Raw genomic sequence first — 10,665 nt, forward strand, 5'->3', positions numbered from 1 at the left:
ATGAAAACCTTCATGGGCGCGGTGGAAAGCCTCGGGCGGGTATATCTTTCATACATCCGCCGGGCCGAGCGCGTAAACCAGCTTCCCACCCGGGTATGGATAGAGCCCACCGCCGCGTGCAACTTCTCGTGCGGCCATTGCCCCCACGGGACCGGCGCCGACATACCCAAGGGGCTCATGAAAATGGAGCTATTCACCCGGATAATAGACGAGCTTGCCGGCTCGCTGAACGACGTTAACCTTTTCCACCGGGGGGAGTCGCTCATCCATCCGCGCCTTGCGGACATGGTGGAGTATTGCTCGGCCCGGGGGCTTCACACCAGGCTTCACACCAACGCGGGGCTTCTTACGGAGGAGCGGGCCATGGCCCTCATCGAGGCGGGGCTTTCATACATCTCCTTCTCGGTGGACGGATACAGCCGGGATGTTTACAACAAGAACCGAATCGGCGGCGATTTTGACGAGACCGTGGCCAACATCCGGCGGCTTCTGGAACTGAAGAAGGAAAAGGGGCGGGGCCCGTTCACCATAGTGCAGGTGATGGAGATAGGGGAAGACGAGCCTGGCAAGGAGGAACGCCGCGAGGATTTCGTCAAGAATTTCGCGGGGCTGGGGCTGGACCGGTTCGTGGTGCGCACGCCCCATAACTGGGCGGGTGATTTTGAACAGTTCGGCCATGGCCTTAACGGGCGTAGCGCCCGGTTCACACCATGCACGTTCCTCTGGTATTCGATGACAATAATGTTTGACGGGCTGGTGGCGGCGTGCCCGCAGGATTTCTTCCGCAAGATAGAAGTGGGCTCCGTGGCGGACAAGTCCGTGGCCGAGGTGTGGAACAACGAGGTCCTGCGCGGCCTTCGCCGCCGGATGGGCCAGCGGAACGTGGCGGGCCTTTCCCCTTGCGACCAGTGCGACATGCTCACACGCAAAACTTTCATGGGCGCGCCTGTCAATTATCTGTCAACGTTCCTCCGGGACAACCTGCTGGTGCGCCAGAGGTGAGTGGCCAGGAGGATTCCTGCCCGGTGGGAAAGCCGCTCTCCGATGAGCAGGCCTTGCGGCGGATGCCACGGGATCCGGCGGACCGCGTTGTTATCACCGGCGCCACCGGATTCGTTGGGAAACGGTTAGCTAAAGCCCTCCATCAACGAGGCTATAAACTGCGTGTGCTGGCCCGGAGTAGCAAGGATGACGCTTACTTCCAGTCGCTGGGCGCCCAGATATATCACGGTGACATTAAAGACCCGGCGGTTCCCGGTTGGCTTATGGACGGCGCCTGCGGGCTTTTTCACCTGGCCTCTATAGTCCAACAGGCCGGTCTGCCCGACGAAGAGTTTTGGGATGTGCATGTCCACGCAGTCAAACGGCTGATGGAAGAGTCCGCCAGACATGGGGTAAAACGGATTGTCCACTGCTCCACAACGGGCGTGTTGGGGGATATCACAAACCCGCCGGCGGACGAAACTTTTCCTTACAGCGCCAAAGATATTTATCAGGTCACCAAGGCGGAGGGGGAAAAGACAGCGTTAGCTTTCAACGGAGTGGACGGGCTGGAGGTAACGGTAATTCGCCCTGCCATGGTGTATGGCCCAGGCGATACGCGGCTATTAAAACTGTTCAGGCTCATCGCCAGCGGGTCGTTCCGCATGATAGGCGCCGGTAGTGCGCTGGCCCACCCGGTTTATGTGGATGATTTAGTTGATGGGATGATACTGGCCTACGAGTCCCCCAAAGCGCCCGGCTCCGTTTATATTCTGGGTGGTGACAGGTATGTGACACTGTGGGAATGGGCTAAAACCATCGCAACCGCCTCGGGCGTGAGCCTATCCGGCAGATCGATACCCTATTTGCCCGTAATGATAGCCGCTGTCTTGTGCGAAGGCATATGCAAACCATTCGGCATAGAGCCGCCCCTTTTCCGCAGAAGGGTGGATTTCTTTGTGAAGAACCGGGCTTTTTCCATAGACCGGGCTAGGCGGGAATTGGGTTACAGCCCGAAAACCGGCTTGCCGGAAGGCGCGGCGGCCACCATAAGGTGGTACAGGGAGAACGGGTTAATAAGGTGACGGGACCTTCAGGTTACATGCTATTTCCCTTGAAAACTTCCCCGCCCCGTTTATATACTTCCTTCACCGGTATGGGTTCCCCCTTCCGGGGGGATAATAGGGAAGGCCGTTAAAACCGGCCGCGGTCCCCGCCGCTGTATGTGGGTACGAAAACTTCATTTAGCCACTTTCCCTTTTCAAAAAGGGATGGGAAGGCGAAGCCAGTAGGGCGATCCACGAGCCAGAAGACCTGCCCAGCCGAAAGCGCGAAACGTTCCGCGGTTATGAACATCAGGCGCAAAGCTGGGCGGCCAAGCTAAACTGGGTGCAGTCCCCCGCATTCCTATCACATTAAGCGGAGACTGTGTTTATGCCCGATTTTCTTTCGATGCCTGTTCTTGCGGTACGCATTCAACATTCCTCAACCTCTTTACGCTCAGGAGCCGTGTTATGGACGGAATTGTAATCCTTGTCCGTCATGGGGCCACAGCGGCCACCGAAGAAGGAAAATTTTGTGGAAGGAGGGACCTCCCACTTTCAAACGAAGGGGAACACCAGGCCAAATCCATCGCCGGAATGATGGCGTTAGAGCGCCCCGGCAGGATTCTTTCCAGCCCCCTGGCAAGGGCGAGGCAGACCGCCGGCATCACCGCCCAGGGATTAGGGCTTCCGGTAGAGCTTGCGCCGGAGCTTTTCGAAGCGGATTTCGGAGAGTGGGACGGCCTTTCTTTTGATGAGGTCCAGAAACGTTACCCCGGCGAATATGGCCGGTTCCGCTCGCTTGACATTGGATTCGCATTTCCTGGCGGTGAACCTCTGGCCGATTTTTGTGACAGGGTCCGTTCCGCGGCGGAAATCATCCGGGGCGCGCTGGGCCCGAAACCTGTGGCCGTGTTCTCCCATGGTGGCGTTATCCGGCATCTTATCTGCGAGTTTATGGGACTGGATTTTTCCAAAAGCTCATCGTTTTATATTCCACCCGCCGGAGTGGCCCGGATAGTCATTTCCGGGTCTAAGGGCGCTTTAATGTCCTTGGGCCGCGCGGGAGACCATATATGAGTGGCGTAATTCTTGTCACCGGCGGGTGCCGGAGCGGTAAAAGCGCTTTTGCCAGGGGGCTTGCGGAGGCGAAGTCCGGCCAGAGATTTTTCATAGCCACCGGCGAGGCGCTGGATGACGAAATGAAACACCGTGTGGAGCTTCATAGAAAAGAGCGGGAGGGGAAAGGCTGGGCCACAATCGAAGAGCCTATCGAACTGGCCGGGGCCATCACGTCCGCACCGGGCGGAGCCGTGGCGCTGGTGGATTGTCTTTCAATGTGGGTAAGCAACCTGATGCATAAATCCCCCTCCATTACGGAGGATGATATATCCGCGCTTGTCACTCAAACGGTGGACTGCGCCCGGGAGACGGGGGCGTTTTCCATATTCGTCACCAGCGAGGTGGGCATGGGAGTGGTTCCCGAAACGCCCATGGGGCGAAGATACCGTGACCTTTTGGGGCGGGTTAACCAGACATTGGCCGCCGGGGCCGACGAGGTGTACCTGGTGGTGAGCGGGATCCATATGGCGTTGAAGAAAGGAAAAGTGTAGATGGGACTGTTGGAGGAGACGATACAAAAAATCAACCCCGCCAGCGCGGAAGGCAGAAGGCTGGCCCGGGAACGCATCGCAACCCTTACCATGCCCTATTGGGCTCTGGGCAGGGTGCTGGACCTGGCCGAATCTCTGGCGGGGATGGCTGGCGGGTTGTCGTTCAGCGTTAGCCGAAAAACCGTTGTGGTTATGGCCGGTGATCACGGAGTGTGCGCCGAAGGGGTTAGCAAATACCCGAAAGATGTTACCCCCCAGATGGTGGCCAATTTCATTCAAGGCGGCGCAGGGGTGAACGCCATCGCAAAGGTGAGCGGCGCCCGGGTTGTGGTGGTGGATATGGGAGTGGACGCGGATCTTGCCCCCATGGCAGAAGACGGGAAGCTGATAATAAAAAAGATCAGGAGGGGCACGTCCAACATCGCCACAGGTCCGGCTATGAGCCGGGAAGAGGCTGTGGCCAGCATCGAGGCGGGCATAGAAGTGGCCCGGTCGCTGGCCGGTTCCACCGACGTGTTCGGCACGGGGGACATGGGCATAGGCAACACCACGCCTAGCTCCGCCATTGTGTCGGCCATAACCGGCAGGAAACCGTCCGAAATAACCGGCCGGGGCACCGGCATTGATGACTCCCAGTTGCGTCACAAGGTTTCCGTGGTGGAGCGCGCCCTGGCCGTGAACCGGCCGGATCCGGCGGACGGGGTGGATGTGCTGGCCAAGGTGGGCGGCTTTGAGATAGGCGGGATAGCCGGGCTTATCCTTGGCGCGGCCTCCATGCGAAAGCCGGTGGTGATAGACGGGTTCATATCCACCGCCGGGGCGCTCATCGCCAAGGCCATAAAAAAGGAATCCTCCGATTACATGATAGCCGCCCACTTGAGCGTGGAACCGGGTCATCGCGCCATGCTGGAGCATCTTGGCGCAAAAGCGCATCTTGATCTGGACATGCGTTTGGGCGAGGGTAGCGGCGCGGCGCTGGCCATGTGCATCGTGGAGGCGGCGCAAAGGGTTCTTACCGAAATGGCCACTTTCGATTCGGCGGGAGTGTCCCAATCGGACGAATGAAAGCCTTTTTCGAATCCCTCGAGTTTCTAACCGTTATCCCCATCCCTTCTTCGTTGCGCGGAGGGGAGGGGGGATTGGGCCGGCTCGCGCCATGGTTCCCGCTAACGGGGCTTTTCATCGGGCTGATGGCTGTGGCGCTTAATTACGGCGCCACAAGCTTCCTGCCCCTTCTGCCCTCGGTGGCGATAACGGTTCTCTTCCTTTCGTGGATTTCCGGAGGACTGCACATGGACGGGCTGTCCGACACCGCCGACGGATTTTTAAGCGGAGCCGGGCGTGAACGGATAGTGGAAATAATGAAAGACAGCCGCGCCGGGGCCATGGGCGTTTTCGCCGTGGCCAGCGTGGTTCTGCTGAAAACCTGCGCGCTGGCTTCCGTTGCTCCGGCGCATGGGGCCGTGGCGGTGTTGTTGACACCGGTGGCTGGGCGTTGCGCCATGCTTTACGCGGTTGCCACCCAGCCGTATGTGTCCGGCCCAGGCGGGTTGGGGCACGCGTTGAACGCCGGCTATGGGAAAAGCCGCGCGCTGTGGGCCGTGGCCGCTCTGGCCGTAGCAGGACTTGCTGGTGTTGGATTATGGGGGCTCAGCTGGGCGGTGACTGTGTTAGTTGTGGTTTTATTGTTCGCAAGGTGGTGCGCAAAAAAGATCGGTGGCATGACCGGCGACAATTACGGCGCCCTGTGCGAGATATCGGAGACCGTATCCCTGCTTTTCTTCTCCGCGATGGTGTAGGAAAATGGTGAACAGCTCTTTCGGCCATGGCGGCGACATCAACAGGTACTCGCAGGAGTCCGGCCTGCGTCCATCGGAGATTCTGGATTTTTCCGCCAGCATAAACCCGCTGGGTCCGCCCCATTGGTTTAAAAACGTTATCGAAGAAACATTGCCGGAATTGTCCAGGTATCCCGATCCGTTCTGTTCGGTCTTTATCCGGGCGGCGGGGGAGGCGTTGGAGGTTCCTGAAAGCCAGGTTGTTCCCGGGAACGGCGCCACCGAGCTACTGCGCGCCATACCCATGGCCATTGCCGCGAAGCGGGGGGTGGTCCCCGTTCCCGCCTATACCGATTATGAGAGGGCGTTGTCTCTGGCCCGGCTTCACGTGGAGATGGTTCCCTGCGACATGGGAAACGGATTCTCCCTGAACGTTGATGTACTGCGGAAGGTTATCAAGCCTGGCGACATGGTTTACATCGGCAGGCCCAACAACCCTACAGGCCACGCGCCAGATGGCGACATCATAAGGGAAGTGGCGATGGAATGCCCGGAGGCCGTGTTCGTGGTGGACGAGTCTTTCGGCGGGTTTGTGGATGGGTTCGACACCCTGATAAACCGCAGGCCGGACAACGTGATTGTGGTGGTGTCGCTCACCAAACTTTTCGCCGTGCCAGGGTTGAGGATAGGTTACCTTGTGGCCGGTGAGGCCATGGCTAAAAAGATAAGGGATTATGTTCCACCATGGTCGGTAAATTCCCTGGCCCAGGCAGTGGGCGCCAAGGCCATGAAAGACTTCGATTATATGGAGCGGTCCCGAAAATTTGTCCGTGAAAATCGTGAAAAGCTGGCGGGCGCGCTTTCGCGCATCCGGAGTCTTTATATTTATCCAGCCGCCGCCAATTTCCTGCTGGGCCGCGTGGAAAAAGAGGGCGTTAACGCTACGGGTCTATATGCAAAACTTTTGCGGCGCGGAATCGCCATCCGAGTGTGCGGGGATTTCAAGCGGCTTGATGATCGCCATTTCCGTGTGGCCGTGCGGGATGAGGCGGAAAATAGAAGGCTGGTCGCGGATCTTGGCGAGGCGTTGAGATGAAACAAGGGCTGTACATCGCCGCCGCCCTGGCCATGGACGCGGCGTTGGGAGATCCCCGATGGGCGCCTCACCCGGTAAGGATCATCGGCAATCTGGCGGCAAAGCTGGAGGGGGCTACCCGCAAAGCAATCGGAAATCAAAAAACAGCCGGTGCGGTTACGGCCATCGCTATTGTTGGCGGCGCATGGTTTTTGTCGTGGGCTGTGGTGGCTGGGGCAAACAAGCTCTCTGTCTATATTGGCGCCGTAGCGTCGGTGTTCGTTATCTACACCACCATCGCCCTGCGGGACCTTTCGGATCACGCCATGAGGGTTTACAAGGCCCTTTGCGCCGGGGATATGGAGAAGGCCAGGGGCGCAGTGGCCATGATCGTGGGGAGGGACACCGCCGATCTCAGCGAGGAAGACGTGGCCCGGGCGTGCGTGGAAAGCGTGGCCGAAAGCATGGTGGACGGCGTCACCGCCCCTATATTCTACGCGGCGCTGGGGGGCGCTCCGCTGGCGATGGCTTACAGGGCCGTGAACACGCTGGATTCCATTTTTGGCCACAAGGACGAAAAATACATCCGTTTCGGATGGGCCTCCGCCCGGCTGGACGACGCGGCCAATTACATCCCGTCAAGGCTTACGGCGCCCTTGGTGGCGCTGGCGGCCCTGATTTTGAGGATGGACGCTTCCGGCGCCATGAGAACATGGCGGAGAGATGCGCGTAAACACGAAAGCCCCAACTCGGGCCATGCCGAATCGGCGGTGGCCGGGGCGCTGGGTTTGCGGTTGGGAGGGACGCGAAGCTACGATGGTGTTGAAGCCCGCTCACCGTTTATCGGCGAAGCTATAAATCCGCTAACAAGGGAAAGCATCCCAATGGTGTTGAAACTGGTTAACGCCACATCAGTTCTTTTCGCGGCCATGGTGATTGTTGTTTCAGTTTTAGCGGCGCGGCTACTGTTCTAAATACAGCGCGTTCAAACTTTCAAGCGCAACCGGCTATAAATTCAGGGGTTGCCTGAAAGCTCCAAAATCATGTTGAAAACAGGCCGCTGGTGGTTATACATTTAGCCTGTTAGCCGGTGGCCCTTTAGGGGCCGCTAAAAGGGAAGACGGTTAAAATCCGTCGCGGGTCCGCCGCTGTGACCGGGGACGAAAGCCCGAAAAAAAGCCACTGTTCGAGAGGACGGGAAGGCAGGGTGATTAGGACGAACCGGAAGCCAGAATACCTGCCGGCGAAGTTTGGGCAAGTTCAACCCTCGTGAATCAAGGGAGGCTGTCGGTGGATTTACGTCCGTCCTGTTTCTTTGGCGCCATTGGGCCGCGGAAAGCGGTTCCATCATTTTCCACGGCGCTGTCATCATGAGCCACCGTTTTCCTGTTGAATGGCGCGAAGGCGTTTACCAGGCTATTGAAAGCAGGCGCGACATGCGCCATTTCAAGGGCGACGCCGTGGACGCCAACGCCCTGGCCAGGATTCTATCCGCCGCGCATCACGCCGGTTCCGTGGGGTTTATGCAACCGTGGAACTTCATAATCATCGAAGACATTTCCATCCGTGGCGCCGTGCGCGCCCACGTGGAAAAAGAGCGGATACGCGCCGCCTCGGCCTTTGAAGGCGCCCGCAAGGAAACCTACCTGGGGTTAAAGTTGGAGGGAATACTGGACGCGGCGGTGAACATCTGCGTCACTTGCGACCGGGAGCGCTCCGGCCCGGCGGTGCTTGGCAGGAACACCATCCGCGACACCGACCTTTACAGCGTTTGCGCCGCCGTGCAGAACCTTTGGCTTGCGGCCCGCGCCGAGGGGCTGGGGGTGGGTTGGGTGAGCATACTTGAACCGGACGCTCTACGGGCGATTCTGGGCATACCGGAAAATATCCTGCCGGTGGCCTATCTGTGCGTGGGGCATGTGGAAAGCTTCCCGGAACGGCCAACGCTGGAAACATCGGGCTGGGCGCCAAGGATTCCGCTGGAGGAACTGGTGTTCAGCGACGTGTGGGGCCGCCCTTCCAACGGTGAGATGACAAACGCGTTGCGTCATTCGTGGAAGGAGCCGCGCCATGAATAACGGATTTGCCGCGTTGCTTGTGGCGGGAACCAATAGCGGGGTGGGGAAGACCACCATATCCCTGGCCCTCACATCCTTGCTTTGCAGGCGGGGTATAAAGACGCGGACGTTCAAGGTGGGGCCGGATTTTCTGGATCCCACGTACCTTTCATTGGCGTCTGGACAGCCATGTTACAACCTGGACGGATGGATGGCCGGGGAGGATTACACCCGGCGGCTGTTCGCGGAGAAATGCGAAGGGTTCGACGCGGCGGTGATAGAAGGTGTGATGGGGCTGTACGACGGCGCCTCGCCCGTTTCCATTGAAGGCGGTACGGCCCATACAGCGGCCATCACCGGGGCGCCGGTGGCGCTGGTGATGGACGCCAAGGGGATGGGCGGCAGTGTGGCGGCGCTGGTGAAAGGTTATTGCGGGTTCACTCCCGGTGTGAACGTTGCGGCGGTGATAGCCAACAATTGCGGGTCAACGCGGCATGGGGAGGTTTTAAGAGAAGCCCTGATGGCCGCTAACCTGCCGCCATTGGCCGGAGCCATACCCAGGGGGGCTTTCCCGCAGTTCTCCAGCAGGCATTTGGGGCTGGTAAGCGCCGACGGACGCGCCATTAACCGGGAAACGCTCGACCACATGGCCTCCGCCATCGAACAATATTGCGACGTGGAGCTTTTATTAAACCTGGGGCGGATGGCGCGGCCAAAGGTGGATGCGGATAAAAACCGGAAGCCGCCATTAATCCGCAAAACCCGCATTGGCGTGGCGTTCGACGAGGCGTTTCATTTCTATTACGCCGACACCCTTGAAGGGCTGGAACAGCGCGGTTGCGAGATCGTAAAGTTCTCACCCGTGACGGACGCTCACCTGCCGGAGGGGCTAAGCGGGATTTATATCGGCGGGGGATACCCGGAAGAGTACGCTGAACGCCTTTCCTCAAACCGGCCGATGCTGGAGGGTATCCGGGGTTTTAATGGGCCTATCTACGCCGAATGCGGGGGGCTGATGTACCTTTCGCGGGGAATTGTGGCGCTGGATGATAAACGGTATCCCATGGCTGGTCTTTTGCCTGCAGGCACGCGGATGAGGCAAGGCCGGAAGTCGCTGGGCTATGTGGAGGCGGAGCTGGCGGCGGACTCCGTTTTGGGCCGGGCCGGAGATGTTTTACGCGGCCACAGGTTCCACTATTCGGAACTGGATGGAGAAACGGCGCTGGATGACAACTGGATCCCGGCATATTCCATCCGCGCCCGGGCGGGCCGGGCCGCAGAGACTGAAGGGTTTTCCCGCCCTGGTTTAATGGCAAGTTATGTCCACGCTCATCTGGCGTCCCATCCTTCCGTGATGGACTCTTTTATTAAGACATGTTCGGGGGAACAAAAATGATTCAAGAAAACACCACCGGCGCCAGGAAAAAACGCGCGCTGATACACGCCTTGTACGAGTCGCCCATAGGCCCGGAAGAGATAGAGGCCATGTCTTTCGCCGCCATAGACCGGGAGGCTCCGAGCCATAATTTCCCGCCGGATGAATGGCTGATAGCGCGGCGTATGATTCATACCACCGCCAACTTCACCCTCGCCGGGGCGCTCCGTTTTTCGAAGGACGCCATATGTTCGGCTGTTAAGGCGTTGCGGGCCGGGGCGGCGATATACTCCGACTCCAACATGATAAAAAGCGGCGTGTCGGTGGCGCGGCTTCAATCGGTGAACGCAAATTACACGAAAGAAAAAATAGTTTGCCACGTGGCGGACGCGGACGTGGCGGCGGAGTCGAAAAATACAGGCCTGCCCCGCTCCCTTTTCGCCGCGCGCAAGGCGAAGGATATATTGAACGGCGGCGTGGCTCTTTTTGGGAACGCGCCGGTGGCGCTGATGGAGCTAAACAGGCTGATCCTGGAGGAAGGGGTAAGGCCCGCGCTGGTGGTGGCCATGCCCGTGGGGTTTGTGCACGTGGTGGAGAGCAAGGAAGAGCTTATGTCGCTGGGCGTTCCATATATTGCCCTGGAAGGTAGATTGGGGGGGAGCCCGCTGGCGGTGAGCGTAATCCACTCCCTATGCGCGCTGGCGGTGGCTGATAAGGAGGTGGCAAATTGAACGCGAATAATA

11 protein-coding genes and 2 riboswitches are annotated in these 10,665 nt (G+C 59.0%); all 11 genes read left to right on the forward strand.

The window, feature by feature from the left end:
* The 11 genes from HY751_12155 to HY751_12205 all read left to right on the forward strand — a co-directional run bounded on the left by HY751_12155 (position 1) and on the right by HY751_12205 (position 10,653).
* A complete protein-coding gene (locus HY751_12155; GenBank protein ID MBI4667148.1) occupies positions 1–1,002 on the forward strand; it encodes a radical SAM protein in 1,002 nt (333 codons plus the stop codon).
* The gene (locus HY751_12160) at positions 999–2,066 is read left to right on the forward strand and encodes an NAD-dependent epimerase/dehydratase family protein (GenBank protein ID MBI4667149.1); all 1,068 of its coding nucleotides are present in this window, start codon (positions 999–1,001) and stop codon (positions 2,064–2,066) included. The genes HY751_12155 and HY751_12160 overlap by 4 nt, the downstream gene beginning before the upstream one ends.
* A gap of 56 nt (positions 2,067–2,122) precedes the next feature.
* A riboswitch (cobalamin riboswitch) is annotated at positions 2,123–2,318 on the forward strand.
* A gap of 177 nt (positions 2,319–2,495) precedes the next feature.
* On the forward strand, positions 2,496–3,104 hold the full coding sequence (locus tag HY751_12165; GenBank protein ID MBI4667150.1) for a histidine phosphatase family protein: 609 nt from the start codon (positions 2,496–2,498) through the stop codon (positions 3,102–3,104).
* Positions 3,101–3,637, forward strand: coding sequence for a bifunctional adenosylcobinamide kinase/adenosylcobinamide-phosphate guanylyltransferase (cobU, locus tag HY751_12170; GenBank protein MBI4667151.1), 537 nt, complete (start codon positions 3,101–3,103; stop codon positions 3,635–3,637). Before HY751_12165 ends, cobU begins: the two co-directional genes overlap by 4 nt.
* Positions 3,638–4,702 carry a nicotinate-nucleotide--dimethylbenzimidazole phosphoribosyltransferase gene (cobT, locus tag HY751_12175; GenBank protein MBI4667152.1) on the forward strand — a complete coding sequence of 355 codons (1,065 nt, stop codon included), beginning with the start codon at positions 3,638–3,640 and terminating at the stop codon, positions 4,700–4,702.
* Positions 4,699–5,436 carry an adenosylcobinamide-GDP ribazoletransferase gene (gene cobS, locus HY751_12180; protein ID MBI4667153.1) on the forward strand — a complete coding sequence of 246 codons (738 nt, stop codon included), beginning with the start codon at positions 4,699–4,701 and terminating at the stop codon, positions 5,434–5,436. Before cobT ends, cobS begins: the two co-directional genes overlap by 4 nt.
* Before the next feature lie 4 nt (positions 5,437–5,440).
* Positions 5,441–6,511 carry a threonine-phosphate decarboxylase gene (locus HY751_12185; GenBank protein MBI4667154.1) on the forward strand — a complete coding sequence of 357 codons (1,071 nt, stop codon included), beginning with the start codon at positions 5,441–5,443 and terminating at the stop codon, positions 6,509–6,511.
* Complete coding sequence (gene cobD, locus HY751_12190) at positions 6,508–7,464, forward strand: cobalamin biosynthesis protein CobD (GenBank protein ID MBI4667155.1); 957 nt, start codon at positions 6,508–6,510, stop codon at positions 7,462–7,464. The genes HY751_12185 and cobD overlap by 4 nt, the downstream gene beginning before the upstream one ends.
* 97 nt (positions 7,465–7,561) lie before the next feature.
* Positions 7,562–7,750, forward strand: a riboswitch (cobalamin riboswitch).
* 110 nt (positions 7,751–7,860) lie between these two features.
* Positions 7,861–8,568 (forward strand): 5,6-dimethylbenzimidazole synthase, encoded by a 708-nt coding sequence (gene bluB / locus HY751_12195; protein MBI4667156.1) that lies wholly within the window; start codon positions 7,861–7,863, stop codon positions 8,566–8,568.
* Positions 8,561–9,943 carry a cobyrinate a,c-diamide synthase gene (locus HY751_12200; protein MBI4667157.1) on the forward strand — a complete coding sequence of 461 codons (1,383 nt, stop codon included), beginning with the start codon at positions 8,561–8,563 and terminating at the stop codon, positions 9,941–9,943. The genes bluB and HY751_12200 overlap by 8 nt, the downstream gene beginning before the upstream one ends.
* Positions 9,940–10,653, forward strand: coding sequence for a precorrin-8X methylmutase (locus tag HY751_12205; protein MBI4667158.1), 714 nt, complete (start codon positions 9,940–9,942; stop codon positions 10,651–10,653). The genes HY751_12200 and HY751_12205 overlap by 4 nt, the downstream gene beginning before the upstream one ends.
* The last annotated feature ends 12 nt before the right edge of the window (positions 10,654–10,665 follow it).

It is taken from the genome of Nitrospinota bacterium, assembly GCA_016208975.1.
In the GTDB taxonomy this organism is placed as follows: Bacteria; Nitrospinota_A; UBA7883; order UBA7883; family JACRLM01; genus JACQXA01.

Coding starts and splice junctions, on each gene's coding strand:
- HY751_12155 (MBI4667148.1), top strand. CDS start 1: ATGAAAACCTTCATGGGCGCGGTGGAAAGCCTCGGGCGGGTATATCTT.
- HY751_12165 (MBI4667150.1), top strand. CDS start 2,496: ATGGACGGAATTGTAATCCTTGTCCGTCATGGGGCCACAGCGGCCACC.
- cobU (MBI4667151.1), top strand. CDS start 3,101: ATGAGTGGCGTAATTCTTGTCACCGGCGGGTGCCGGAGCGGTAAAAGC.
- cobT (MBI4667152.1), top strand. CDS start 3,638: ATGGGACTGTTGGAGGAGACGATACAAAAAATCAACCCCGCCAGCGCG.
- cobS (MBI4667153.1), top strand. CDS start 4,699: ATGAAAGCCTTTTTCGAATCCCTCGAGTTTCTAACCGTTATCCCCATC.
- HY751_12185 (MBI4667154.1), top strand. CDS start 5,441: ATGGTGAACAGCTCTTTCGGCCATGGCGGCGACATCAACAGGTACTCG.
- cobD (MBI4667155.1), top strand. CDS start 6,508: ATGAAACAAGGGCTGTACATCGCCGCCGCCCTGGCCATGGACGCGGCG.
- bluB (MBI4667156.1), top strand. CDS start 7,861: ATGAGCCACCGTTTTCCTGTTGAATGGCGCGAAGGCGTTTACCAGGCT.
- HY751_12200 (MBI4667157.1), top strand. CDS start 8,561: ATGAATAACGGATTTGCCGCGTTGCTTGTGGCGGGAACCAATAGCGGG.
- HY751_12205 (MBI4667158.1), top strand. CDS start 9,940: ATGATTCAAGAAAACACCACCGGCGCCAGGAAAAAACGCGCGCTGATA.